Origin of the sequence: Candidatus Pseudothioglobus sp. Uisw_016 (assembly GCF_048087635.1) — a bacterium.
GTDB lineage: Bacteria > Pseudomonadota > Gammaproteobacteria > PS1 > Pseudothioglobaceae > Pseudothioglobus.
Genome location: NZ_CP159806.1, coordinates 1,435,987 through 1,461,111 on the forward strand (window position 1 = coordinate 1,435,987; position 25,125 = coordinate 1,461,111).

The following is a 25,125-nucleotide window of genomic DNA, read 5'->3' on the forward strand; positions in this document are numbered from 1 at the left end:
ATTAATTTTGTGGGCTCATTATTTCTAAAAAGGTCTTGTCTGTCATCGTTACTTTGGCTTGATCTGCAACATGTTTCGCAACCATATCTTCAACGACAATTGATTCAATGTTGGCTAGTCGTGAAGGATCTGTATTATACCAATCAATCATTTGCTGAGCACTTTCACCATATTGGAGTGCCATTTCATTAAGTTTAGCATCAACCTGTTCTTTTTCAGCTTTTATTTCACCATCTGTTGCAATTTTATTAATTAACAAACCAAGTTTAACTCTTCTTGCCGCTTCCTCTTGAAACATTTCTGCAGGTAATTTACCTTTAGAAGGCATACCTTGCTGCTCCATTCTAGATTCCATATCTTGCTGTAACTTGAGCGACTCAGCAGAAACACTGCCTTCAGGCACCTCAAAATCATTTGCATCTAAAAGAACTGAAAATGCGGTGTCTTTATTTTGCTGAACTAATCGAGATTCTAATTCAACTTGCATCTGCTTTGACATTCTCGATTTCATAGTTTCAAAATCTTTTTCACCAAATTTTTTGGCAAATTCATCGTCTCTCTTTACTTCTGTTGGTGAACCTACTTCATTAACAGTAACTTTAAAGATGGCCTCTCTTCCTGCCAGATTTTCTACATGATAATCTTCCGGAAATGTTGCAGCTACTTCAACTGTTTTTTCAGGTGCGATATCTATAAGACCTTTTTCAAAACCTTCAATCATCGTACCTTTGCCTAAAACAATTTCAAAACCCTCAGCAGCTCCACCTTCAAATGACTCTCCATCTAGCAAACCTTCAAAATCTATAATTAAACGATCCCCTTCTTTAGATTTTCTCTTGACAGTCTTATATTCAGTTGACCTATCTTGTAGATCTTGAAGAGCTCGCTCCTCATCTTCTTCAGTAACTTTTGAATTAATCTGATCCATAGTTAAGCTTTTTAAAGAGCCCACTTTGATTTCTGGAAACACTTCAAACTCTATTGTATAAATAAAACTGTCTGAATTCTCAGTATCTACATTCACCAATGACGGCTGAGCAGCTGGAGAAACATCTGCATCTTTAAGGGCATCCGCCAAAGTCTCAGTAACAATTTCATTAGCAGCATCGGATTTTGCACTACCGCCAACGCGTTGGCGCAAAATTGAAGCTGGAATTTTTCCTTTCCTAAAGCCATCAATACGAACTTTTGAGGCAAGGCTCTTGATAATTCTTTCTGTTTTTTGATTGAAAGTTTCTACAGGCAATTCAACCACAAGGGATCTTTTTAATCCCTCAAGTTTAGTGAGTGAGGTCTTCATCTAGTTATAAATCCGTAACTTATTAAAAAAAAAGAAATTATACAGGATTTTCTTATCCAAAAAATTGCACTAAAAGCGAGACCCTGTATAGCTTACTTTGTAATCTGATAAAGACAGCCATTCTTGATTTATTTCAACCCCCCAACCAGGCTTGTGGATCATCTCAAGACACCCATCAATAATTTTATAGTTTGGGTAAAAAATATTATCTTGCCATGGATAGTAATCAGGGCCTTCTATTGAAAACTCCAAATATTTTCCTGGGTTTTTAATAGAGCCCATAATGTGGGCCGAAAAAAGTGTCACTAGAGAAAGGTTTGCTGAATGCAGAGTTACAGGAAGATTTGCCTTCTCTGCCATCTTTACAACTTCTAGTGTCCTAGTAACGCCTCCCATGTAGCATATATCAGGCTGAACAATATCAACAACCTTAGTATCAATCATATGATTCCAAACTCTCATATCATTGTCTTGCTCGCCGCCACTGATATCAATATCTAGTGCATTTTTAACTTCGCGAGTCCAATCTGGCTTCCAGTATGGGCAAGGTTCTTCAAAATGACTTACACCATAATCTTGGAGCATGTGTCCAACTTCAATTGCCTTTTTGGGGCTAAAAGCACTATTTGCATCAACAAGCAAAGCAACATCATCTCCTAGAACTTTTCTCACTTCTTTTATAATTGCCTCAGTTCGCCCAGGCCATTGATCAAAATCATGGCCACACTCTTTTCCAATCCGAAATTTAAATGCGAAATAACCATTTGCTTCCTTTAGCGCACTAAGTCTTTCGGCCTCGGCTTCTGGACTAATCTCTCTCTGCATACTTGAAGCATAAACTGGAATAGATTGTTTTTCACCGCCCAAAAGCTGGCAAACACTCTTGTTCGCACGCTTAGCTTTAATGTCCCAAAGCGCGGTATCAATTCCACTTAAAGCTCTATAAAGGTATGTACCAGGAAACTTATGCTCTCTCTCTAAGACCTCTCTATTTATATCTTCAATGTTAAATCCACTGAGTCCTAAAATATGAGGAGCAACTTGTCTATGAACTACCTGAGAACTAATATCAGAATTATAGGTAGAAGTTTGACCCCAGCCTTCATCGCCCTCATCAGTTCTTATGCGAACTAAACCGACGTATTCATTCGTAAAAGTTTCAATACTAATTATCTTCATAAGGATTCTTTAATAACTTTAATTATTTTCTGCACTTGCTAATATTAAATCTGATGCTTTTTCACCAACCATAATAGTTGCGGCATTAATATTACCACAAACTATTTGAGGAAATATTGAGGCGTCTGCCACTCTCAGATTTTTGATCCCATGAACCCTCAGATTGCTATCAACAACATTTTTCAGTGGATCAGGGCCCATTCGGCAAGTGCTACAAGGATGAAAAACAGTCCAAACTGTATCTTTAATATGCTGAATCATTTGCTCATCAGTCTGACATTCCTGCCCAGGACGAAACTCTTCTCCAATAACTTCTCTAAAACTATCAGTTTTAGCCAACCTCCTAAGGACCTTAACCCCCTCTAATAAATCTCTGATGTCATTTTTATGAGAAAGGTAGTTAGGCTCAATGATTGGAGGTTTTAATGGGTTATTACTTTCAATATGAACTCTTCCCCTTGAAAGAGGACTACAACTTGAAATTCCAAATAACATTGCTGAAAAGGGATCTGGGCTCATCATTGCCCTTTTTTCAGGAGATTCCAGAGAGTAACTGACGGGCGAAAAATAAAGCTGGATATTGGGCTTCTCAAGACCATCACGTGTCTTAATGAATCCTCCTGATTGATTGACACTTAAACTCAGTGGCCCTCTTCTTGTAATAATATATCTTAGACCCTGATATATCTTTCCTAGAAATGGCCTTAACTGATCATTTAGGGTTGGTACTTTGCTTTTATAAAAATAACTAACCCCCAAATGGTCTTGTAGGTTTTCTCCAACAGCTGGACTATCATGAATTAAAGAAACTGTAGCTGTATCTAAAACATCTTTTGGGCCTACTCCTGATAGCTGAAGAAGCTGAGGAGAATTAATTGATCCTGCGCTTAAAATAACTTCACATGAAGCCATCACTTGATGAATCTTACCTGACTTAATATACTCAACTCCATAAGCCTTTTTATCTTTAATTAATACTCTTGAAACCAAAGCATTTTTAATAATAGTAAGATTAGTACGACTCTTTATTGGCCACAAGTAAGCTCTTGAGGAGGACATTCGCTGACCCTTATGAGTTGTGATTTGAAAGTTGCCAACTCCTTCCTGATTTTTTCCATTCATATCTCTATTAAGATTAATACCAATCTCTTGAGCTGCAGATAAAAAATTCTTACATAATGGGTGTAACTGGTCAGACACCTCCGAGACGTTTAATGGCCCATCAGCGCCTCTAAAACTATCAGCACCATTTTGCCAAGATTCCATTTTCTTGAAGTAGGGCAGAACATCATTATATGACCAGCCTGTATTCCCCATTTCAGACCACTGGTCAAAATCTTTATGATTTCCTCTCACATAAACCATTGCATTAATTGAGCTAGATCCGCCCAAAACCTTTCCTCTTGGCCAATAACTTGGCTTATTATCAGCTTCTGGACTTGGCTTTGTCATATACATCCAATTAACAGCTTTTTGATGGTAAGTCACCCCATAACCAATTGGCATTTGGATAAAGAATCGACGATCTGAACCACCGGCCTCTATTAGCAAAACGTTATTAGATGAGTTTTTACTGAGCCTATTTGCAAGGACACAGCCGGCGGAGCCGGCCCCTACAATTATGTAGTCATAATTAGACATAAATTAGAAGTAATAGGGCCATTTGATAATCAAAATTTAAAATACCTAACATCGTCATTATATTGAAATCAAATACAAATAACAAAATAATCTATATACTCATATGCATTATTTTAGCAATTCTTTAAAGATCATTTCTGACCCATCAATATATTTATTAATTTTAATTTCAGGAGCATTTACTGCAGCATTTGTCCAGGGTGCTAGTGGCTTTGGAAGTGGTCTTGTTCTTAATGCATTTTGGCTTCACATAATGGAACCTGCTATCGCAATTCCATTAAATATAATTACTTGCTTATTGATATCGGGTTGGCCATTATTTAAATTAAGAAAAACTCTTGATTTTTCAAAACTGAGACCATTTGTTATTTCTGGTTTAATTGGTATACCCCTTGGTATGCTTCTTCTAAAAACTACTGACCCAAGATTATTTAAAATATCTATTGGCATTTTTTTAGTTTTCTATGCAATATTAATATTTAAAAATAATAACCTATCCGTTAAAGTTAACAACAATAAATTAATTGATCGTTTTATAGGATTGATAAGTGGATTTATGGGCGGCTTTGCAGCGCTTGGAGGAATATTTCCAACAATTTGGGTTAGTCTGCAGAAATTACCAAAAAATACTCAGCGAGGAACTTATGAACCTTTTATTTTTATAACAAGCATTATGGCAGTTATAAGTTTTGCTATCGCTGGTCTATTTACATTGCAAATATTTTATGACCTTCTTTTGACTATTCCAGCTTTAATTATTGGCTCTTTTCTTGGCATGAAAATCTATCATGTTATTGATGGCGAGGTATTTCAAAAAACAATTCTAGGATTAATTTTTATAGCAGGAATAGTTTTATTAATTTAATATTTCCTATTAATATGTATTTTTAATCATCGAATATAATTCAACTTGAACTGAAATTTTATATATACTAAAAATTAATCCTTATATTTAATAAGGATTTTGTTTTAAACCTAAGGAGAAAAAATGAAACTAATAAATAAACTATTAGCTATCTCAGCTATTTCAGTTGCTCTAATGCCAGGAGTTGTTAGTGCTGACTGCGGTAAGGCAAGACTAGCTGATTTTGACTGGAGTAGTGCTAATATTCATACTGCTATTGCTGGCTTCATCTTAGAGCATGGTTATGGGTGTGAAGTTAGTATAACTAAAGGAAGTACAACACCTATTATGGCTGCGCACTATGATGGACAGCTTGATGTGGTTACTGAGCTTTGGTATGACAACATTAAAGATACTTTTGATGGTCATGAAGCTGCAGGAACAGTAAGAAACCTAGGAGTAAATACTCCTGACTCTCAGCAAGCATTCTATGTTGATAGAGCAACTGCTGATAAGTACAATCTTACAAATGTTCTAGATATGAATAATCCAGAAATTGCTGCGTTATTCAGTGATCCAGAAAACCCATCAATGGGAAGAATGACAAGTTGTATTGGTGGCTGGACTTGCTACACAATTAACCTTGTTAAACAAAAAGCGTATGGACTAGATAAATACTATACTAACTTTGATCCAGGTTCAGGTGGAGCACTAGATGCAGCAATCGCAGGTGCGTTTGCTAAAAAGCAACCAATCTTTACTTACTATTGGGCGCCAACTGGTCTTATGGGTAAGGTTGATCTAGTTAGACTAGCAGAACCTCCATTTAATGCTGAGTGTTGGGCATCTATGCAAGTTGTTGTTGAAGACATAAAAGCTAATGGAACAGATGCATGGGTACCTACTTGTGGAGTTGAGTACAGAGACATGTCACTAGACAAGTCAGTTCTTTCTTCATGGGCGGATTCACACCCTGCAGAGACTGCATTTTTAGAAGCTTATAGCATACCAACTGCGCAAGTTAACAGACTACTTGCATTCTATGAAGATGAGTCAGATGGTGATATGGAGCTAACTGCAATGGAGTACTTAGCGAATGATGATTCATGGAAATCTTGGGTACCAGCAGACGTTGCTGCTAAAGTATCTGGAGCTCTATAAGTTAATCTTAATATAAAAAGAGCTCACTTGTGGGCTCTTTTTTTCATCAAAATCATTATGATAAGAAAAATTCTCACATACTTTACATTCCCAATATTCTTTGTATGGCTTTTAGTCGTAAGTTATAACTCATCGAAAAGAAAGCCCGATAGTGTTATGGAACTATTTACTGATTTAAGTTGGCTCTATGACTGGCCTAAATGGTTAGATATTCCTCTAATGAAATGGATTAATGACGGCTTTAAAGTCTTTAATGAAAAATATGGAATTTACTTCGAAGTAATCAACGATTTTCTTCTTGGTGCAATCCTATCTCTTAAGAAATTCTTAATCGTTCTACCTTGGCCAGTAGTCATTGCACTAGTTGTTGCAGTTGTCTTCTTTTCTAGTGGCAGAAAAATAGGAACCACCGTTTTTGTTGGGTTCTGTACATTTTTTATAGGCTTCCTGCATCCAAAGTTTTGGGATAAAGCAATAGAAACAACCTCTATTATGATAATTGGAATTATTATTTGTATTATTATTGGTATTCCATTGGGTATTGCAATGTCTCGAAATAATAAAGTTCGAAATGCAATACTGCCAGTTCTTGATTTAATGCAAACAATCCCAAGCTTCTGTTACCTGATCCCAGGAATTATGCTGTTTGGATTGGGCGCTGTTCCGGCAATTATTGCAACAGTTATTTATGCAGTTCCCCCATTAGTCCGATTGACTGATCTTGGAATTACACTAGTTGATACCGAAGTTATTGAAGCAGCTGAAGCATTTGGGGCTAGCCCCAAACAAAAATTACTTGGGGTACAGTTACCTCTTGCCCTTCCAAACATTATGCAAGGAATCAACCAGTGCACAATGATGGCACTTGCTATGGTTGTCATTGCCTCAATGATTGGAACTCGAGGCCTTGGCGATGAAGTTTTACTTGGACTTCAACAGCTAAACGTTGGAAAAGCAACTGAAGCCGGTCTCGCAATTGTTCTATTAGCAATTGTGTTAGATAGAATTACGCAGGCTTACGGTAAAAGAATACAAGATAGAAATAAACCACCAGAATAAACCCCTATTATGTCAAAAATCGAAATTAAAAATATTTATAAAATATTTGGTCCTAAGCCTGACCAGGTTTTATCAATGGTCCAAAATGGGGCAGATAAAGAACAAGTTCTAGAAGAAACTGGACATACTGTTGGCTTAGATAACGTCTCATTATCTATCAAAGAAGGTGAAATTTTTGTTTGCATGGGCCTATCAGGCTCAGGTAAGTCGACTTTGATTAGGCACATTAATAGATTAATTGATCCTACTGCAGGACAAGTTCTTGTAAATGATGTCGACGTATTAAGTTTAGATGAGAAAGAAATTTTAGAATTTAGAAAAAAAACCATGAGTATGGTTTTTCAGCGCTTTGGATTATTCCCTCACAAGACAATCATTGAAAATGTGGCTTATGGACTTGAAATTCAGGAGGTCCCTGAAGATAAGAGAAAAGAAATTGCTCAAGGTCAAATTGATGCCGTAGGGCTCCAAGGATTTGAAAACCAATACCCAGCTCAACTTTCTGGCGGAATGCAGCAAAGAGTTGGACTTGCAAGGGCTCTTGCAACTGACCCACAAATCCTTCTAATGGACGAAGCGTTTAGCGCTTTAGACCCTTTGATTAGAAGTGAAATGCAAACCCAACTAGTTGACCTTCAATCGAAACTTAAAAAAACGATTGTCTTTATTACTCATGACCTCGATGAATCCCTTAAACTCGGCGATCATATAGGAATCCTAAATGGTGGACGATTGGTTCAAGTTGGTCGCCCAGAAGATATTATCCTCAATCCAGCGGATGATTACGTTAAAGCTTTTGTTAAAGACGTTAATCGCTCAAAAGTTTTAAGAGCGAAAACTGTAATGACAAAAATTGATAAATTTGATACCTCCGGCATTAACCCATCATCAACATACAAGTATGATGAAGATACCTTTATTGAGGAGCTAGTACCTAAGGTTTTGAAAGATAGATCAACTATTGAAGTTATTGATAAAAATGGAAGCACAACTGGATACATCTCATCTGATGAACTCTCTGAAGCCTTAACAAAAACAAAGTAATGTCTCAAGGTAATTTCGTTAGTAAAAATATAATCATTTCAGCCTCAGCTGATGGACTTGGCTGGTGTATGGCTAATGTTTTGATAGATCAAGGCCACACAGTTTACTTATCTGACATTAACCAGCAAAAAATTGATGAAATTAATAAGCATCCGCTTTTCAATAAAAGGGTATTTATTGAAAATGTTGACGCTGGGAATCCCGAGTCAGTTAAGTCTTACTTTAAAGCCCTTTCTCAAAAAGTTATAAGCATTGATGTTCTCATAAATAATGTCGGTATTGCTGGTCCCACTGGACCAATGGAAGATTTAACCATCGAGGACTGGAGGCAAACGATAGATATAAATTTAAATAGCCACTTCTACTTCACTAAGTTTGCAATACCGCTTTTAAAGAAGAATAAGGGGGGCTCAATTATTAATCTATCTTCAACAGCTGGACTATTTGGATTTCCACTAAGGACTCCTTACGCTGCTAGTAAATGGGCCATCATTGGAATTACAAAGTCACTCGCCATGGAGCTCGGTGAATTCGATATTAGAGTAAACGCGATTTGCCCAGGGTCAGTATCAGGCGATAGAATTAATCGTGTTATTAAAGCAAGAGCCAAATCAATAGGCTCTTCTGAAAATGAGGTAAAAGAAGACTATGAGGCAATGGTTTCTCTTAAAACATTTGTAGATAAAGAAGATATAGCAAACATGGCAAGTTTTTTAATATCAAATGAAGCAAGCAAAATTTCTGGTCAAATAATGACAGTCGACGGCAACACAGAGAGAATGAGTTAAGCTCAAAAGTTACGCGTTTATAATTTTAATAGTGCCTATAAAAGCTCTTATTTAAAACTAGACTTCTCTATTAAAAGACTTAACAGCCCAATGTTATTTTTTATCTTCTGACTCTAGACGTTTAAATTCTACAACAGTCATTACCGCTCCTACTAAAGCAAGCGCAAAGCAAAATAACCCAGTAAAGAATATTAGTGAATCATCCATAATTAGTCCTTCCTGGCTATTATTTTAAAATAAATAGCGAACGTTAAAATAGATGGAATCCAAGTTGCGGTAAACAATGCTTCTTGCTTTGTGTCCACTCCTTGAAACCAAAGAAAAGCAGTTGTTACAAATGCAACACCCACTGACATTAAAATACATATATCTGACGTTTTCATCATAATTACATCCTTCTTTAAAAATTAATCTTCGTTCCAAAAAGCCGCAGAACCTATCAACAAGAAAATTACTGCTAGTGAGGCATGTGCTCTTATACTTGTTTCGTTCGGTAACTCTATCAAAAGTGGCACCAAATTAGCCATACCAAGCAAAAGCCAGAGTACTGCCAAAAATGATAGGGAAAGGGCTACTATCCCAATTTTTCTTTTCATAAAATCACCAGCTCTAGTTTAATGAAGTCCAGCTATATATTGTGATAAAGCTTCAATTTCAACTGTCGTTAAACCTTTAGCAACATTCACCATCATCTCATTTGCTCTAGAAACATCTGTGGAGCCCGTTTGTTCATTTATGGAATATTGACGGAATGCTTTTAGCTGTGAAGCAGTATATGTTGCATGCTGACCGCTGATTGCCGGGAAGCCTGCAGTTGGAATACCTAAGCCTTTAGCTCCATGACAAGCAATACAAGCTGTCGTTTGAGTATCCATTTTTCCACCAACATAAATCTTACGACCAAGCTCAAGAGTTTCAGCATCTGCATTCGCACTGTTTTCACTTATAGTTTGGATTGAATAGTAAGCTGCAATGTCCATCATGTCTTGCTCAGAGAGCATTCCAGCTAAACCATTCATCATTGCATTCTTTCTTTCACCTGACTTAAAGTGCTGTAATTGTTTGATAAGATAAGCCTCACCTTGTCCAGCTAACTTAGGAAAAGTAGGAATAGTGCTATTACCTGCCAGACCATGGCAACCCATACATGTTGCAGTCTTTGCTTGACCTGCCTCAGCATCACCAGCAGCAATGATAGGGCTACTGAAAGAAGCAATTAATATATAAGCTAAAGCAATAATGGTCTTTTTCATTCTTAATCTCCAAAAATTCAAGGAAATTATACGTGAAAAATAATGGTATCGTAAACTTCAATTAGGACAGTTTTATCGACTAATATTAGTATTTAGAATTTTGAATAGAAAGGTATTCAGCAATCGAGCGTTCAAACCCTTCAGCCATTGGAGCCATTGCATTCATGTATGAGTTCTGACGCTCACCTGACTGAAAATATTCTAATTGCTGAACAATCCAATCAGCATCTTTTCCAGCTAAAGAAGGTGCATTTTCATCTGTCGAATGTCCATTCTGGCCATGACAACTTACACAGCCCAAAGCACTATACATTGCTTCGCCTTCACTATTGGCATTTGAGCTTAGCGAAAAAATAGCTAAAGCAATTGTGACTGATGTTAAAAAATATCTTTTCATTGAATCTATATCCTAACTTAATTCATCAAATAAATTATACCCAGTTCTAGCTTGTTCAAAATCTGTTGTATTTATAATGATTATTTTCCTTTCCAGCTTGGAGATCTCTTTTCAGAAAAAGCTTTAGGACCTTCTTTTGCATCTTCAGAGTTCAACATTTTCTGATAAGCCTGAATCTCACCAGATCGCATAACTTTATAAGCACTTTCTAAATCCATTTGGTCTGTTTGCCTTACTACAGATTTTATTGCTGCCAGAGAAAGTGGTGCAGACTTAGCAATTTGATGTGCCCACTTTATTGCTAAATCTTCTAATTCACTTAAAGTACAGCTTCGATTAACTAGGCCAAAGTGTTTTGCTTCATCTACGGCCATTCGTCGACCTGACATAAGCATATCCATCGCCACTGCAGATGGCAATCTTCGTGGCAATCTTAAGACGCCCCCACTATCAGGGATAATGCCTAATGTTGCCTCTGGAACAAAAAACTCTGCAGTATCTGCTGCAATTATAAGGTCAGCAGCTAAAGCTAACTCAAAGCCTCCTCCAACTGCTAGTCCATTGACTGCGGCAATGACAGGTTTATCAAGATCCCACAACTCCGTTAGTCCTGCAAAACCACCCAGCCCAAAGTCTGCATCAATTGCCTCGCCTTCAGATGCGGCTTTTAAATCCCAGCCACCGCAAAAAAAACGATCGCCAGCCCCCGTTATCACAGCCACCCGTAAATTATTATTATCTCTAAAACTAATAAATGCATCACCCAGCGCATGACTTGTTTTAGCATCAATTGCATTAGCTTTTGGTCGGTCCAAGGTAATCAACATTACGTCATCATAGATTTTACAATTAACACTGTTGTTCATAAATTTCCCAATTAAAAGTCTGATTAGCCTAAGTTTAACTTAATAAGAGTGTCGACAGCAATAACTCCGCTGCCTCTCTTCAATACTAATAATGGATTAATATCCAATTCATCAATATCATTTTCACTGACTAGTTTGACAGTAGCCATTACGCAATCAATAATCATCTCAACGTCTCCTTCTGGATTACCTCTATAACCGTTAATTAAAGGAAAAACTTTTAATTTTGATAAGGCTAGAGAAACATCCTCTCTATTAACTGGAAATAGAAGTGGAATACTTTCTTTGAAAAGCTCCACCAAAATTCCACCACTTCCAATAATAATATATTTTCCAAAAATTGGATCAAGGCCAACACCAACAATCAATTCAGCAACTGAATCTTGCACCATTTTTTCAACAAGAAGGGATGAACCAATCTTAAATAAATCCTGGCAAGCCTTCTCTAGTGCTAAAGGATCATTTATATTCAACATAACAGCACCTAGCTCTGTTTTATGTGCCAACTCAACGTCTGAAACCTTAAGTGTTATAGGGTAATGTATTTTATCAGCGGCCATTAAAGCCTCAGAGGTGCTAGTAATAATTTTTCCATCTGGCACAGGAATTCCATATTTTTTCAACAATTTCTTGCCTTCAAACTCTGTTAGAGTTGAAATTTTAGAAGAGTGAGATAATGAGCGTAATATCTCTATCGATTGCAGTGAGCTCTTCTGAAAAGCGAGTCCAATTCTATAAGAGTGATTAAGAGCCTTTAAGCAAATATCCAGCCCTATCATAGGCGCGATACCATATTTTTGGCATTCCTTAATAATTCTTTTAGGCATACAATCTGCAATTGAAGCTAATACTATAGCCTTCTCACGTGTCCCAGAAATCGCATCAGAGAGAGCCAATAAAGTTAAGTCCCAATCTTTTTGTTCTGATTCTTGCGTTCTTGGCCAGTCCAACAACAACATTGTTGCAGCAAAATTGCCACTAATCATCTGCTTAAAGCATTCTGAAGTTCTTTTTCGGTCACCCCAAATAAAGGTATGGTAATCAAGTGGATTATCAACCTCGACAAAATCATTAAGCGCTAGTTTAACTCTATCTTTATGACAATCGTCAAGGCTAGGAAAGTTGATATCCAGTCCATCAATCAAATCGGCCATCATTCCTGCCTCTCCACCAGAGCAGCTCATAGACGCAACACCGTTATGGTTAATGGTTCCTAAAATACTTAGCAATTTTAAAGTTTCTAGGAACTCTGGAACAGTATCCACTCTAGCAATCCCTAGTCGCTCAAAAAATACATTAAAAAGTTGGTCCAAGCCTGTCATTGAGCTGGTGTGACTCAGTGCAATCTTTGCAGAAACATCAGTGCGTCCGGACTTTATTGCAACAATTGGAATTTTTTTATCAAGGGCTCTTCGAGCAGCAACATCAAACGATTTGATATCAGAAATTCCTTCGATATGAAGGCCTATTGCACTGACTCTATTGTCATCGAGCATCGCATGAATAATATCTGCAATATTAGTATTTGTTTGATTGCCAAGAGTAAACATGTAGGCAATTGATAGCCCGATTGATTGCATTGTAATGTTTAGACCTATATTGCCACTCTGTGTAATAATTGCAACACCACTCGAAACTGGCTCACAACCATGAACATCAGGCCACAAAGCAACTCCATCAAGACTATTGATAAAGCCATAACAGTTCGGTCCAATTAATGGCATGCCATCAGCAGCCTCTACCAGCCTCTGATTTCGTTTTATTCCTTTTTCTCCAAGCTCTCCAAAACCAGAAGCGTACAAAACTGCTCCACCACCTCCAATCGACTTTAAATCAGCAACGATATCTATAGCAGACTCTGCATTAACTGCTATAAACGTAGCATCTGGAACCTCAGGAAGATCTTTAATATCTTTGTAACACTTAATTCCTTCAAGAAAATCTAGAGTTGGATGGATTGCCCAAATTTTCTGGTTATAGCCTAATTTTTTACTTTCTCTAATCGCAAAATTTGCACCACGATTTCCAATCACAGCTATTGATTTTGGTGATATTAGCCGACTCAAATTAGTTCTACTCATAAAGGACTACTCAAACGGTCTTAGTAGTGACCTTGAGATGATGTGTCTTTGAATTTCACTCGTACCATCCCAAATTCGCTCAACTCGATGGTCTCGCCATATTCTTTCTAACGGGAGCTCTTCCATCAGACCCATACCTCCAAGTATTTGTATGGCTTCATCAGAAATCATTGCAAGAGTCTCTGTAGCTTTCAGTTTTGCCATTGCAGCATCACTATTAGTCATTTCTCCTTGCGTATCCTTCCATGCAGCTTTTAAAGTTAATAGTTCTGCAGCATGAAGCTCCATTGACATATCAGCAAGCTTAAAAGAAACTCCTTGAAATTTACCAATCTTTTGACCAAATTGTTCACGCGTTGCAGCCCATTCTGTTGCAATTTGCAGTGCTCTTTCAGCTCTGCCAAGACACATTGCTGCAACTGATAATCGCGTAGCGCCAAGCCACTCATTTGCAACATCGAATCCATGGTCTACCTCACCTAATACTTGAGATTCATGGACATGGCAATTATCAAAATTAAGAATAAAGTTATGGTAACCCCTATGAGAAACACTTTTGTATCCAGGCTCTACAGAAAAGCCTGGGGAACCAATATCTACCAAAAAGCTAGTTATTTTTTTCCTCTCCCCTCTGGAAGTCTTCTCAGTTCCAGAAGCTGCAAATAAGATAACGTAGTCGGCCACATCCGCATGACTAATAAAATGCTTTGAGCCATTAATTACAAAAAACTCTCCATCTCTCTCTGCCTTGCACTGCATGGATCGAACATCTGACCCTGCGTTAGGCTCTGTCATTGCAAGACATTCAACCTTATCTCCTCGAATCGTTGGAATTAAATAATCTTCAATTTGCGCTCCTTGGCAGGCCAGCAATATATTACTGGGTCTTGCTACAATATACTGAAGGCCAAAATTTGCCTTACCTAACTCCTTTTCTAAAAGGCATAAAGTTAAAGTATCAAGACCACCACCCCCATGTATTTCTGGCATATTACTAGCATAAAGGCCTTGATCGATTGCCTTTTTTTTGATATTTTCAGCTAGGGATTTGTTAATTTTATTACTTTGTTCAACCTCATCTTCGTGAGGATAAAGCTCTTGCTCCACGAAACTTTTAACTGAATCGATAATCATTTCTTGCTCATTAGAAAAGCCAAAATCCATCTCTACTCCTACAATTTAATTAACTTACTTTATTTTTTAATCGACATAATGCGGCCTTTTTGCCTTGGTATAGGCAATTTTTGATGATAACCCCAAATCTTTAAAAGTATATCTTCAACAGCTGGCTCAATCTGAGATGCCTTCCCTTTATTCATATCTACGTGAACAAGCATTTGCTCAGTTGTAGCTAATAAGTCACCACTTTTAGCATGGAACATTTGATGAAAAATATGAAGTTTTTTTGCATCTAAACCAAGTAATTGAGTAGTAAACTTAAGAGGCTCTCCCTTTGAAACTTCCAAATAAAAGTTTATATGCGTTTCAACAGTATAGAAAGACTTGCCTGCTAAGCGATAGTCATTATCAACCCCAATGTATTGAAATAAAGCATCTGAAGCATCACCAAAAGCATACAAATAGAATGACTCGCTCATATGGCCATTGTAGTCAATCCAATCTGGATGAACTTCCGCTTGATATAACTCTAGAGGAGTATTAAGTTTGTCCTCTAGAGAAAAGTATTGGTACTTTCTTTTAAGATATATTTCATTATCCATATGATGTCAGAATACCTAATAGAATTAGAATGTAATGAGATGTCAATTAATAAAGATTATATAATGACAATGTCTGCACCGAACTACTTGAATTATGCATAATTTCTATCGCAAAGCAAAGTTTCTTTTATCCTGTCCATCCATTAAAGGTTGTCCAGAAGATGCTGGATATGAAGTTATTTTTGCAGGTCGCTCTAATGCAGGTAAATCTAGTGCAATTAATACACTCACAGAACAAAAAAAATTAGCAAAAGTTAGCAGAACTCCTGGTAGAACTCAGCATTTAGTATTCTTTGAGCTTGATAAAGATCGAAGGCTTGTTGATTTACCTGGTTATGGATATGCCAAGGTTCCAGATGCTGTAAAACAAAATTGGCATAGAAATATGAGCGAATATTTTGACAATAGAAAGTGCATGCGAGCTGCAATACTTGTAATGGACTGTCGCCATCCATTAAAGCCCTTTGATCAAATGATGCTTGAGTGGTCTATCACTAATAAAGTCCCTACAAATATTTTACTAACAAAATCTGACAAGCTTAAAAAGGGAGCTGCAAGCTCAGCTAAACTTGCTGTAATGAAAGCAACCAAAAATTACCCATCAATAAGTGTTCAGCTTTTCTCATCTCTGAAAAAAGAAGGGGTACCTGAACTTTGTAGTTATCTTAATAAAATATTTGAAGTGAGTAATGAGGGTTAACCTAGACCTCTCTTTAATTAAAGCTAACGATACAATTATTGTCGCGAACAATCGCCAAGTCATAGCAATCAAGAAATCAATATCTAAACTTAATGTCACATCAAAAATGCCAAAAGTATCTTCCTATAAATCATGGCTTGAAGGCAACTGGAATCAAAATAATCCATCAAGAAGTTTGCGCCTGCTTACTCAATTTGAAGTAAGATTTTTATTAAAAGAAATTAGTAAAGAAGATGTTACAAGCAATCTTGAAGCATTTATTGATGAGCTAATTAAGTGCTACACAATTTGCAAAACTTATTTTATTGATATAACTGAGTTATCAAGCTATGGTGCAATTCCTCCTAAGCTCTTTATAGGCTGGATAAGTAAATATGATAAGTTTAAAACGGCTAATAAGTGTATCGATCATACAGATCTTTTTCGTGCTTCACTAAAATCTCTAAAAACTCAAAATAAAGAAGGGAAATATTATTCTTACGGCTTCAATGAGCCAACGCCTGAGCAAAAAAAACTTTTTGAAATATTAAAATGTAGGCCTATGTTGCATCAAGGTCAAAATAACAATATTCCTGCCTTCTCTTTCAATAACCAAGATACTGAATTAAAGACAATAGCAAAATGGGCAAAAGAGATTAGTCTAAAAAATCCAGATAAAAAAATTGGAATTGTTATCCCAAATTTAAATGAATTACAGCATATTGTTAAAACTATTTTTGATCTTGAATTTACTTCGACCCTAATCGAAACTCATCAAAAACCATACAATATTTCTCTTGGAATAACGCTTGGACACTACCCACTCATTCAACATCTTTTCTCTATTTTACAAATTTCAACTCAATTTATCAAGGGTCATATTAACCACGAATTATTGATCAAGGTTGTTACCTCGCCCTATATTAAAGGCGCTAAGAGTGAGCGAGATAGTCGCGCGTTATTGGTCTCTAAAGTTTTAAAAATTAGCGCCACAGAGAGCAGTGTTAATAAAATCATTTCTCTTTTAGATACATGCCCATTACTTAAAGAGATTTTTATAGAAATAAATACAATTAAAACCTCAAAAACTATATCTCTTGAAGATTCCCTTGATTCTGTCAACTTATTACTTTCTTGTTGGGGCTTTACTTCAGATAGAGTCTTATCAAGTAGTGAATATCAGATATTTGAAAAGTATCAAACTGAAAGTTTAATTCTAAATAAACTATCAATTTATTATAAAAAAACAAACTTAGTGAACGCTTTAGATATCTTAAGTGCCCATATAAGTGCTGTTATTTTTCAACCAAAGAGTGGTTTATCAAATATTCATATAATGGGCTCTCTTGAGGCTGAGGGCTTATTCTTCGATCATGCATGGGTATCCAGCATGACAAGCAACTTCCTTCCAGGGCGAATAAAAATGCCATTATTCATTCCATCAAAGACTTCAATTGAGCATAAACTTCCAAATTCAAGCTTTGAATTAGTTACTAAAGAAAGCAAAAAAACATTAGAAAACTTAAATAATTTAAGTTTTAATACTACATATAGTTACCCAAAGAACTCAAGTAATCGTGAAGAGCTTCCTACTCCATATTTAGACTTTGATGAATTTCCTTTCGAAGCTTTATCTGAAGATTTACCTAGAGATTTAGAATATATTGAAGATTTTAAAGCATCTAAAATTATTGAACCTTTCATAAAAAAAGGCGTTAAAACGCTTCAAGATCAGATGAGTTGCGGGTTTAAAGGATTTACAAACCGTCTTAGTATTGATAACTTTGAAGAGCCACATATTGGTATAAGCCGACTTGAACAGGGCAATTTAATCCATAAGATCTTAGAAACTTTCTTCAATGAGATTAAAACCAGCACAAAATTATTGCAACTTTCTGATAATGAGCTTACTTTATTAATAGAGAAACATACTGAGTCTGCAATTTTGAAAATACCCAATTCAAATTTTAAGGTCAATGAAAAAAATAGGCTTTTAGCAATTATTAATGAATATCTTGATCTTGAGAAGCAGCGAGATTACTTTGAAGTGCTAGAGACTGAATCAGCATCTGAAGTTAATATTGAGGGCTTGAAGTTTTCAACACGTATTGATCGCATGGATCAAATGACTTCTGGCACAAAACTCATCATTGATTATAAAACTGGAAAAAATATTAAAGCAAGCCATCTCACTGGAGATCCTTTAAAGGAGGCTCAGCTTCCTATTTACGCAATAACGAATTCAGTTGATGGAATCTCATTTGCAACTATTAACTCTAACAATTGTGAATTTAAGGCAATAACAAAGAATAAATTTGAACTTCCAATAAGTAAACAGGCGAGTAATAAAATGCCAGATTGGGACAGTCAATTGACTGAATGGAAATCAAGCTTAATCTCAGCTAGCCAAAATTTTCAATCAGGTGTTGCTAGCGTCTTGCCTGCAAAAAATGCTTGCGACTACTGTAATTATGACCTACTCTGTAGAATCGATAAATCTAGTAATAATCGATAGTCTTTCTTGAGCTATCTCTTGTGCAATATTGATATTAGCAAGTTTCGAAATCTGAATTGATTTAAGAAGCTCCAGTAATTTAATTATTGGCTTTGTATTTATATCCAAGTAATCAAAAGCTGTCAGAATTATTTGAAACCTTTTATGGCGCCTTAAACCATCATTCTTTAAGTAAAAATTTAAGACCTCTTGAGGATTAAATGACAAGAAATTCGTTGCAAAATGGTTCCATTCTGCAACGAGTTCAGATATTTGTTGGATATCTTTTGGACATTTAAGATGCTCACAAAGCGCTTCAATATTTTGAGAGTTTTGCTTATAAAGCCAAAGAGCAAAGGAGACTTCAGGTTGCTTGATTGATTGATTAAGTAGCTTAAAATCACTATTATTACTAAGCTCTAGCATTGGAAATAACCTTTTATATGCACCAGATTCAATCAAAACTTCAAAAAATACAGACGGAGACTCTGTCTGCATTGAAAGAGCAATTTCTTTAAAAACGCGCTCTGATGTTAGAGCGTCGACTTCACCAGAGACAACCATTTTTTTTATTAGCTGTAGCGTCTTATCGTCAATAGTAAAACCAAGATTAGAGAAGCGAGATGCAAATCGGGCAGTGCGTAATATGCGCACAGGATCTTCTGAAAAAGCATCAGATACATGCCGAAGTGTTTTCTTTTTGATATCTTCTATTCCACCATATGGATCAACGTAACTTCCATTGCCATCTATTTTTTGAGCAATTGCGTTAACTGTTAGATCCCTCCTTGAAAGGTCTTGCTCAAGTGTTACAGTCCTAGAAGTGTCAAATTCAAAGCCAGTATAGCCTGTGCCGACTTTACGCTCAATTCTTGCGAGTGCGTATTCATCATGAGTCTCTGGATGGAGGAATACTGGAAACTCTTTTCCGACCTGACGATAGCCAAGTGATAAAAGCTCCTCAGGAGATGAGCCAACAACAACATAATCCTTTTCTGTTGTTTCGGATGCTATCCCTAAAATCTGATCTCGAATAGCGCCGCCTACTAAATATATTTCCATAATTATTAACTGCAGATTTTAAAGATGACTGTAAATTTATCTTATAATACACGAATGGATAATAAGAAGAATATATCACCCGAAGCGTATCACATTACTCAAGAATGCGGCACTGAGCCTCCATTCTCTGGTGAGTATTATAATCATAATGAAACAGGTCACTATCATTGTATATGCTGTGACGCATTGTTATTTGAATCGAGTACTAAATTTGACTCGGGCAGTGGATGGCCAAGTTTTTATGAACTTGCAAACAGTAGCTGTGTTCGCCAACTAGAAGATAACTCTATGGGCCACGTTAGAGTAGAAGTTAGATGTGCGTCTTGTGACGCCCACTTGGGCCATGTTTTCCCTGACGGCCCTCAGCCCACCGGAAAGCGATACTGCATTAACTCTGTTGCTTTAAATTTTACTGATGATCAGTGATGGTTTGGTAATAAGTCTAGCTAGTAACCATTTAATAGAATAGAACCATAACCGCCAAAAAACCTAGAAAAATCGAAAACCCTTTTTTAAGTTTTTTACTCTCAACAGCATGGGTTACCTTTGCTCCTAATGGCGCAAAAAAAATACTCGTAGCGACAATAGCGACAAGCGCTTCAAAATTGACAAATCCAATCCCGCCAGTTGGTAGGGCTTGACTTGAGCCTGTAATCATAAAACCAATACTGCCAGCAATTGCAATTGGCATCCCAACAGATGCAGAGGTTGCAATAGCATTTTTAATATTTACATTGTTATAAACCAAAAATGGTGTTGTCATAGTTCCACCACCAATTCCAACCATAGCAGAAATTAGACCAATAAAATACCCAGTTATTGACCAAGCCCATCTAGATAAATTATCAGCATGGCTTGATGTAGTAACCCCAAACCATAGAATCAAAGCAACACTAATCTCAAAGAATGCAAAAAATAGCCTTAGAAAATCAAAGCTCATATATTTTACTAATAAAGCGCCAGTAAAAGACCCAAGTAGAATCGTAGGGGCTAATTTTTTAAAATTAGCCCAAAGTATTGCTCCGTGCCTTTGATGCGCATAGAGACTAGAAATAGAAGTAAAAACAATAGCAGCCAAAGCAGTACCAATTGAAGTATGCATTAAAATTGACTGGTCCACAGATGGCGCCAAAAGATAAAGCAAAGCTGGAACAATTATTAGCCCCCCACCAACCCCCAATAGACCAGCTAAAAATCCAGAAAATGCGCCTAAAAGCAGCAGAAGGGCAACAAGTTCACTCATAACAAGAGGCTATTAAAGTGCTATTTACCTTCATATGTCAACTCAATTTGACCAGATATGCTCTGCAAAATGCTTTCGACACATTGACTGGTAACGATCATTACCGCCAATAACTACTTGATCGCCATCATTAATAATATTACCTTTTTCGTCTGTGCGAACCACCATCGTTGCTTTACTTCCACAATGGCAAATAGTTTTTAGTTCTATTAGATTGTCTGCCCAAGCCAAAAGATGCTGACTACCTGGGAAGAGTTCACCCCTAAAGTCAGTCCTAATACCATAACAAAGAACAGGTATATCAAGATCATCTACAGCAATAGCTAGCTGCTTAACTTGGTCTCGACTTAGAAATTGACTTTCATCAATAAGCACGCAGTTGATGCCTTGCTTTTTATTTTCCTCAGAAAGTATCTTAAACAAATCATCTTCCTTATGAAAAAGATAGGCCTCTGCCTCAAGGCCAATTCTTGACGTTACTTTACCAACACTATATCGATTGTCAATTGCTGCCGACATAATATAAGGCCGCATACCCCTCTCTTTATAGTTATATGCAGACTGAAGAAGTGAGGTTGACTTTCCGGCGTTCATTGCAGAATAATAAAAGTAAAGCTTAGCCAAAATACAAACCTTAAATTAGAAATAATATAATATTATAACCTTTGATAACACTTCAAAATGTAGCATCATTGAAGCTCTTTATGTTGATAAAACTCCTGAAGAACTTCTGGATTTTCTAGCGCAGTCTTGTTGTCAATAGGAAGATTATTAATTGCTTTTTGAACCGCTAATTCAACAATTTTGCCACTCTTTGTTCTAGGAATATCAGATACCTGAATGATCACATCTGGAACATGCCTTGGCGTGGTATTGCTTCTAATCTGATGAGCTATTTTATTCTTAAGCTCATCATTCAACTGCTGACCTTCACTTAACTTTACAAACAAGATGATTCGTGAGTCATCATCAAGTGCTTGCTCAACAACGACAGACTCTAACACTTCATTTAGTATTTCAACTTGTCGATATATTTCAGCTGTTCCGATTCTCACTCCATCTCGGTTCAGGGTCGCATCTGATCTCCCATAAAAAATCATTCCACCAGATTCCATGAGTTTTACATAATCCCCATGGTGCCAAACATTGGAGTAGCGTTCAAAATATGAACTTTTGTATTTATCCATATTCTTATCGCTCCAAAACATTATTGGCTTTGAAGGAAAAGTACTAGTGCAAACCAGCTCGCCCTTTTCTCCAGTAACAGATTCGCCTAGCTCATTCCAAACCTCAACAGAAAGTCCAAGGCCTCGAGTTTGTAGCTCACCTCGATATACTGGAAGTATTGTAGAGCCCAATACAAAACATGAAACAATATCAGTCCCACCAGAAATAGAAGACAAACATATTTCTTCTTTTACGTATTGGTAGACATAATCAAAACAATCAGGACTTAATACTGATCCTGTAGAAAGCAACATTCTTAGAGCTTCTAAATTGTGAGATGCACTTGGATTGACATTTATTTTCCTGCAAGTATCCAAAAATTTTGCAGATATACCCATAACATTAATTCTTTCTTGCTCTGCATAGTCAAACAAAACACCAGCATTATGTTTTAATATTGGAGAGCCATCATAGAGCATTATTGTTGCCCCAGAAGCTAAAGAGCTAACGAGCCAGTTCCACATCATCCAGCCACACGTAGAAAAATAAAAGACCCTTTCACCTTCTTTAATGTCACAATGGAGAGTATGCTCTTTTTTATGTTGAATTAGAGTCCCACCAACTCCATGAACAATGCACTTTGGAACACCAGTAGTTCCAGATGAAAATAAAATATAAAGTGGGTCATTAAAAGCAACAGATTCAAAAATTAATTCAGGAGTTACTACCTGATCAGCAATTTCATCAAATACAAAAATGGAATTATTTTCATTTAAAGAAGCTTGATCATCAATATAACGAACCAACAAAGTGTTTTCAATAGATGGCAGCTTTGAAATTATTTCTGCATTCTTTTCAAGGCAATTAAAAACCTTTCCGTTATAAAGATATGCGTCCACACAAATAAATACTTTAGGCTTAACTTGACCAAATCGATCTAGGACTCCTTGAACACCAAAATCAGGAGAGCAGGATGTCCAGATTGCACCAATACTAGATGTTGCCAACATTGAGACCACCGCTTCGGACATATTAGGAAGCAAGCCAGCTACGCGGTCACCTTTTACAACGCCACTTTTCTTAAGCCAATGAGAGAGCCTTGAAACCTGATTGTATAATTCAGAGTGTGATAAAGAGCTTTTATATTTATCCTCACCCCAAAAAACAATGGCAAGTGATTGATCCCTTTTAGATAATAGATTTTTTGCAAAATTTAATTTAGAATCTGAAAACCATTCTGATCCTAAAAAATCATTGCCATTTTTTAAAACCTCTTTAGAGCCTTTCTCCGCAATGATTTTAGAATATGCCCAAAATAACTCCCAAAAAGACTCGGGGCATTTGCATGACCATTTATATAAGTCATGAAAATTTTCTAGACTTATATTAAACTTAACATTAGCTTCTTGAATAAACTCCCAGGATTGGGAATCCTCTATTTCACTTAGAGTTGGCTTCCACAGTATCTCATTCATTAAGACCCAGTCTTTAACTCTCTTCTAAGAACTTTACCAACATTTGTTTTAGGAATTTCCTTAATAAATTCAATATGCTTAGGTACTTTATAAGCAGTTAATCTTTCACGACAAAAACTAATGATTTCCTCTTCTGATAACGTTTGCCCTTCATGAAGAACTATAAATACTTTCACAAGCTCTTGAGAGCTCTCACCCTCAACTCCAACGCAGCCACACTCAAGAACTGCAGGATGCTCATTTACGACAGCCTCTACCTCATTTGGAAATACATTAAAACCAGAAACAATAATCATATCTTTTTTACGATCAACGATAAAAATATTACCTGTTTCATCTATTCGAGCAATGTCACCTGTCATGAACCAATTATTTTCGTCAAGACCTGAAACTTCAGAATTCCAATATCCACTCATAACCTGTGGTCCACGCACGCAGAGCTCTCCAACCTCGTTAGTTTCAGTTAAAACATTATTATCCTCATCTCGAATTTCAATTTCAGTGAAAGCAGCAGGAAGTCCTACAGAGCCAGTAAATTCAGTTTGTTTATAATCATTAACGCTCACCAAAGGAGAAGTCTCTGTTAGTCCGTATGCTTGCCAAATGACAGATTTAGTAGTTTCATGCCACCTTTTTGCAGTGGTATCTAAAGCAGCCATTCCGCCGCTTAATGACATAATCAAGTTACTAAAATCTAACTGCTTAAAGCCATCATAATTTAATAGGGCCTCATAAAGAGTATTGACACCAGAAATCATATGAAACTTATGTTTTTTCATTAATGAAATAAAAGTCTTAAGGTCTCTTGGGTTAGTAATTAATACACTTTTACCGCCAATATGAAACAGCATAAAGTTGTGCACTGTTAGAGCAAAAATATGATAAAGAGGTAACGGACAGATTGCAATTCTCTGTTCATTTCTTGATTCATCATACATCTTTGGATCAATAGTAAAAAACGCCTGAATAATATTTGCAAGGATATTTCGATGAGACAATACTGCGCCCTTTGAAACTCCTGTTGTGCCTCCGGTGTATTGAAGAAATGCAGTATTATCAATAGAGATATCAACTTTAACTGGATTTGACCCTAAGTTGTCACTTAATACTTTATTAAACATAATAGCGCCATCAATATTAAATTTAGGCACTAATTTTTTAACTTTTCTAGTTAAAAAGTTAATAATTTTCCCTTTAAATCCAAGAAGGTCACCAACGGTTGTAATCATTACCCTTTCTACATTCGAAAGATTAGACTTCTCTACTACATTAGCGACGCCCTCCCAGGCTACTATTACTTTAGCTTGACTATCTTTAAGGACATGCTCTAATTCTCTTTGAGTATAGAGAGGATTAACATTAACAACAACGATTCCAGCCTTCAGAGCTCCATATACAATGATTGGATAGGCAAGCATATTTGGCATCATCACAGCTATCCTATCTCCTGCCTGAAAATTATTAGTCAGCCATGAGGCAAAAGCATTTACTTTTTCTGAAAGATCTTCATATGAAATTTCAACACCAAAGCTTTCAAAAGCCATTTTTCCATTATGCTCTTGACAGCAGTTATCAAAAAACTCTACTAAGTTACCGTGCTCTTTAAAAAACTCTGTTTCTTCAAGTTTATTTGGTATGACTTTTTCCATGCTTTTCTCCTTATTCTAGTAA

General features: G+C 36.5%; 24 protein-coding genes. 8 read left to right on the forward strand and 16 right to left on the reverse strand.

The window, feature by feature from the left end:
- Nucleotide 1 precedes the first annotated feature (1 nt).
- From tig to ABXT69_RS07285, 3 genes are all read right to left on the reverse strand, one after another.
- The gene (gene tig / locus ABXT69_RS07275) at nt 2-1,300 is read right to left on the reverse strand and encodes a trigger factor (RefSeq protein WP_416677677.1); all 1,299 of its coding nucleotides are present in this window, start codon (nt 1,298-1,300) and stop codon (nt 2-4) included.
- Nucleotides 1,301-1,369: 69 nt separating this feature from the next.
- Nucleotides 1,370-2,479, reverse strand: a complete 1,110-nt coding sequence (locus ABXT69_RS07280; RefSeq protein ID WP_416677679.1) for a mandelate racemase/muconate lactonizing enzyme family protein — start codon at nt 2,477-2,479, stop codon at nt 1,370-1,372.
- An 18-nt stretch (nt 2,480-2,497) separates the two neighbouring features.
- A complete protein-coding gene (locus tag ABXT69_RS07285) occupies nt 2,498-4,120 on the reverse strand; it encodes a GMC family oxidoreductase (protein WP_416677680.1) in 1,623 nt (540 codons plus the stop codon).
- A gap of 103 nt (nt 4,121-4,223) precedes the next feature.
- Between ABXT69_RS07285 and ABXT69_RS07290 the strand changes: the two genes are divergently transcribed.
- The 5 genes from ABXT69_RS07290 to ABXT69_RS07310 all read left to right on the forward strand — a co-directional run bounded on the left by ABXT69_RS07290 (nt 4,224) and on the right by ABXT69_RS07310 (nt 9,016).
- Nucleotides 4,224-4,985 carry a sulfite exporter TauE/SafE family protein gene (locus ABXT69_RS07290; RefSeq protein ID WP_416677682.1) on the forward strand — a complete coding sequence of 254 codons (762 nt, stop codon included), beginning with the start codon at nt 4,224-4,226 and terminating at the stop codon, nt 4,983-4,985.
- A gap of 123 nt (nt 4,986-5,108) precedes the next feature.
- Nucleotides 5,109-6,125 carry a glycine betaine ABC transporter substrate-binding protein gene (locus tag ABXT69_RS07295; protein ID WP_416677684.1) on the forward strand — a complete coding sequence of 339 codons (1,017 nt, stop codon included), beginning with the start codon at nt 5,109-5,111 and terminating at the stop codon, nt 6,123-6,125.
- A 156-nt stretch (nt 6,126-6,281) separates the two neighbouring features.
- Nucleotides 6,282-7,184, forward strand: a complete 903-nt coding sequence (locus tag ABXT69_RS07300) for an ABC transporter permease (protein ID WP_416679580.1) — start codon at nt 6,282-6,284, stop codon at nt 7,182-7,184.
- 9 nt (nt 7,185-7,193) lie between these two features.
- On the forward strand, nt 7,194-8,228 hold the full coding sequence (locus ABXT69_RS07305; RefSeq protein WP_416677685.1) for a quaternary amine ABC transporter ATP-binding protein: 1,035 nt from the start codon (nt 7,194-7,196) through the stop codon (nt 8,226-8,228).
- Complete coding sequence (locus ABXT69_RS07310) at nt 8,228-9,016, forward strand: SDR family oxidoreductase (RefSeq protein WP_416677686.1); 789 nt, start codon at nt 8,228-8,230, stop codon at nt 9,014-9,016. The genes ABXT69_RS07305 and ABXT69_RS07310 overlap by 1 nt, the downstream gene beginning before the upstream one ends.
- A gap of 209 nt (nt 9,017-9,225) precedes the next feature.
- Here the strand turns inward: ABXT69_RS07310 and ABXT69_RS07315 are convergent, their stop codons facing one another.
- The 8 genes from ABXT69_RS07315 to ABXT69_RS07350 form a co-directional block, all read right to left on the reverse strand.
- A complete protein-coding gene (locus ABXT69_RS07315) occupies nt 9,226-9,402 on the reverse strand; it encodes a hypothetical protein (RefSeq protein ID WP_416677687.1) in 177 nt (58 codons plus the stop codon).
- A gap of 21 nt (nt 9,403-9,423) precedes the next feature.
- Nucleotides 9,424-9,612, reverse strand: a complete 189-nt coding sequence (locus ABXT69_RS07320) for a hypothetical protein (RefSeq protein WP_416677688.1) — start codon at nt 9,610-9,612, stop codon at nt 9,424-9,426.
- Nucleotides 9,613-9,630: 18 nt separating this feature from the next.
- Entirely contained in the window at nt 9,631-10,269 is a 639-nt protein-coding gene (locus tag ABXT69_RS07325; protein WP_416677689.1) for a c-type cytochrome, read from the reverse strand.
- 85 nt (nt 10,270-10,354) lie between these two features.
- On the reverse strand, nt 10,355-10,666 hold the full coding sequence (locus ABXT69_RS07330; protein WP_271556499.1) for a c-type cytochrome: 312 nt from the start codon (nt 10,664-10,666) through the stop codon (nt 10,355-10,357).
- 80 nt (nt 10,667-10,746) lie between these two features.
- On the reverse strand, nt 10,747-11,532 hold the full coding sequence (locus ABXT69_RS07335; protein WP_416677691.1) for an enoyl-CoA hydratase-related protein: 786 nt from the start codon (nt 11,530-11,532) through the stop codon (nt 10,747-10,749).
- Nucleotides 11,533-11,555: 23 nt separating this feature from the next.
- Nucleotides 11,556-13,613: an acetate--CoA ligase family protein gene (locus ABXT69_RS07340; RefSeq protein ID WP_416677693.1), complete on the reverse strand. Its 2,058-nt coding sequence runs from the start codon at nt 13,611-13,613 to the stop codon at nt 11,556-11,558.
- A 6-nt stretch (nt 13,614-13,619) separates the two neighbouring features.
- A complete protein-coding gene (locus ABXT69_RS07345; RefSeq protein ID WP_416677695.1) occupies nt 13,620-14,777 on the reverse strand; it encodes an acyl-CoA dehydrogenase family protein in 1,158 nt (385 codons plus the stop codon).
- A 29-nt stretch (nt 14,778-14,806) separates the two neighbouring features.
- The gene (locus tag ABXT69_RS07350; protein WP_416677696.1) at nt 14,807-15,334 is read right to left on the reverse strand and encodes a thioesterase family protein; all 528 of its coding nucleotides are present in this window, start codon (nt 15,332-15,334) and stop codon (nt 14,807-14,809) included.
- Nucleotides 15,335-15,428: 94 nt separating this feature from the next.
- On the opposite strand from ABXT69_RS07350, the gene yihA reads away from it, so the two are divergent.
- Nucleotides 15,429-16,034: a ribosome biogenesis GTP-binding protein YihA/YsxC gene (gene yihA, locus ABXT69_RS07355; protein ID WP_416677698.1), complete on the forward strand. Its 606-nt coding sequence runs from the start codon at nt 15,429-15,431 to the stop codon at nt 16,032-16,034.
- Complete coding sequence (locus ABXT69_RS07360; protein WP_416677700.1) at nt 16,024-18,528, forward strand: PD-(D/E)XK nuclease family protein; 2,505 nt, start codon at nt 16,024-16,026, stop codon at nt 18,526-18,528. Before yihA ends, ABXT69_RS07360 begins: the two co-directional genes overlap by 11 nt.
- Here the strand turns inward: ABXT69_RS07360 and ABXT69_RS07365 are convergent.
- Nucleotides 18,490-19,569 (reverse strand): polynucleotide adenylyltransferase, encoded by a 1,080-nt coding sequence (locus ABXT69_RS07365; protein WP_416677702.1) that lies wholly within the window; start codon nt 19,567-19,569, stop codon nt 18,490-18,492. The genes ABXT69_RS07360 and ABXT69_RS07365 overlap by 39 nt on opposite strands.
- 54 nt (nt 19,570-19,623) lie before the next feature.
- Between ABXT69_RS07365 and msrB the strand changes: the two genes are divergently transcribed.
- Nucleotides 19,624-19,995 (forward strand): peptide-methionine (R)-S-oxide reductase MsrB, encoded by a 372-nt coding sequence (gene msrB / locus ABXT69_RS07370; RefSeq protein WP_416679582.1) that lies wholly within the window; start codon nt 19,624-19,626, stop codon nt 19,993-19,995.
- A gap of 31 nt (nt 19,996-20,026) precedes the next feature.
- Here the strand turns inward: msrB and ABXT69_RS07375 are convergent, their stop codons facing one another.
- From ABXT69_RS07375 to ABXT69_RS07390, 4 genes are all read right to left on the reverse strand, one after another.
- Complete coding sequence (locus ABXT69_RS07375) at nt 20,027-20,812, reverse strand: sulfite exporter TauE/SafE family protein (RefSeq protein WP_416677704.1); 786 nt, start codon at nt 20,810-20,812, stop codon at nt 20,027-20,029.
- Nucleotides 20,813-20,854: 42 nt separating this feature from the next.
- A complete protein-coding gene (locus tag ABXT69_RS07380) occupies nt 20,855-21,436 on the reverse strand; it encodes a thymidine kinase (protein WP_416677705.1) in 582 nt (193 codons plus the stop codon).
- 65 nt (nt 21,437-21,501) lie between these two features.
- On the reverse strand, nt 21,502-23,454 hold the full coding sequence (locus ABXT69_RS07385) for an acetoacetate--CoA ligase (protein WP_416677707.1): 1,953 nt from the start codon (nt 23,452-23,454) through the stop codon (nt 21,502-21,504).
- Entirely contained in the window at nt 23,454-25,103 is a 1,650-nt protein-coding gene (locus ABXT69_RS07390) for an AMP-binding protein (RefSeq protein WP_416677708.1), read from the reverse strand. Before ABXT69_RS07390 ends, ABXT69_RS07385 begins: the two co-directional genes overlap by 1 nt.
- Nucleotides 25,104-25,125 lie beyond the last annotated feature (22 nt).

What these genes read in the sequence shown, in the direction of transcription:
- tig (WP_416677677.1), bottom strand. Translation starts at nt 1,300, where the DNA reads ATGAAGACCTCACTCACTAAACTTGAGGGATTAAAAAGATCCCTTGTG.
- ABXT69_RS07280 (WP_416677679.1), bottom strand. Translation starts at nt 2,479, where the DNA reads ATGAAGATAATTAGTATTGAAACTTTTACGAATGAATACGTCGGTTTA.
- ABXT69_RS07285 (WP_416677680.1), bottom strand. Translation starts at nt 4,120, where the DNA reads ATGTCTAATTATGACTACATAATTGTAGGGGCCGGCTCCGCCGGCTGT.
- ABXT69_RS07290 (WP_416677682.1), top strand. Translation starts at nt 4,224, where the DNA reads ATGCATTATTTTAGCAATTCTTTAAAGATCATTTCTGACCCATCAATA.
- ABXT69_RS07295 (WP_416677684.1), top strand. Translation starts at nt 5,109, where the DNA reads ATGAAACTAATAAATAAACTATTAGCTATCTCAGCTATTTCAGTTGCT.
- ABXT69_RS07300 (WP_416679580.1), top strand. Translation starts at nt 6,282, where the DNA reads ATGGAACTATTTACTGATTTAAGTTGGCTCTATGACTGGCCTAAATGG.
- ABXT69_RS07305 (WP_416677685.1), top strand. Translation starts at nt 7,194, where the DNA reads ATGTCAAAAATCGAAATTAAAAATATTTATAAAATATTTGGTCCTAAG.
- ABXT69_RS07310 (WP_416677686.1), top strand. Translation starts at nt 8,228, where the DNA reads ATGTCTCAAGGTAATTTCGTTAGTAAAAATATAATCATTTCAGCCTCA.
- ABXT69_RS07315 (WP_416677687.1), bottom strand. Translation starts at nt 9,402, where the DNA reads ATGATGAAAACGTCAGATATATGTATTTTAATGTCAGTGGGTGTTGCA.
- ABXT69_RS07320 (WP_416677688.1), bottom strand. Translation starts at nt 9,612, where the DNA reads ATGAAAAGAAAAATTGGGATAGTAGCCCTTTCCCTATCATTTTTGGCA.
- ABXT69_RS07325 (WP_416677689.1), bottom strand. Translation starts at nt 10,269, where the DNA reads ATGAAAAAGACCATTATTGCTTTAGCTTATATATTAATTGCTTCTTTC.
- ABXT69_RS07330 (WP_271556499.1), bottom strand. Translation starts at nt 10,666, where the DNA reads ATGAAAAGATATTTTTTAACATCAGTCACAATTGCTTTAGCTATTTTT.
- ABXT69_RS07335 (WP_416677691.1), bottom strand. Translation starts at nt 11,532, where the DNA reads ATGAACAACAGTGTTAATTGTAAAATCTATGATGACGTAATGTTGATT.
- ABXT69_RS07340 (WP_416677693.1), bottom strand. Translation starts at nt 13,613, where the DNA reads ATGAGTAGAACTAATTTGAGTCGGCTAATATCACCAAAATCAATAGCT.
- ABXT69_RS07345 (WP_416677695.1), bottom strand. Translation starts at nt 14,777, where the DNA reads ATGGATTTTGGCTTTTCTAATGAGCAAGAAATGATTATCGATTCAGTT.
- ABXT69_RS07350 (WP_416677696.1), bottom strand. Translation starts at nt 15,334, where the DNA reads ATGGATAATGAAATATATCTTAAAAGAAAGTACCAATACTTTTCTCTA.
- yihA (WP_416677698.1), top strand. Translation starts at nt 15,429, where the DNA reads ATGCATAATTTCTATCGCAAAGCAAAGTTTCTTTTATCCTGTCCATCC.
- ABXT69_RS07360 (WP_416677700.1), top strand. Translation starts at nt 16,024, where the DNA reads ATGAGGGTTAACCTAGACCTCTCTTTAATTAAAGCTAACGATACAATT.
- ABXT69_RS07365 (WP_416677702.1), bottom strand. Translation starts at nt 19,569, where the DNA reads ATGGAAATATATTTAGTAGGCGGCGCTATTCGAGATCAGATTTTAGGG.
- msrB (WP_416679582.1), top strand. Translation starts at nt 19,624, where the DNA reads ATGGATAATAAGAAGAATATATCACCCGAAGCGTATCACATTACTCAA.
- ABXT69_RS07375 (WP_416677704.1), bottom strand. Translation starts at nt 20,812, where the DNA reads ATGAGTGAACTTGTTGCCCTTCTGCTGCTTTTAGGCGCATTTTCTGGA.
- ABXT69_RS07385 (WP_416677707.1), bottom strand. Translation starts at nt 23,454, where the DNA reads ATGAATGAGATACTGTGGAAGCCAACTCTAAGTGAAATAGAGGATTCC.
- ABXT69_RS07390 (WP_416677708.1), bottom strand. Translation starts at nt 25,103, where the DNA reads ATGGAAAAAGTCATACCAAATAAACTTGAAGAAACAGAGTTTTTTAAA.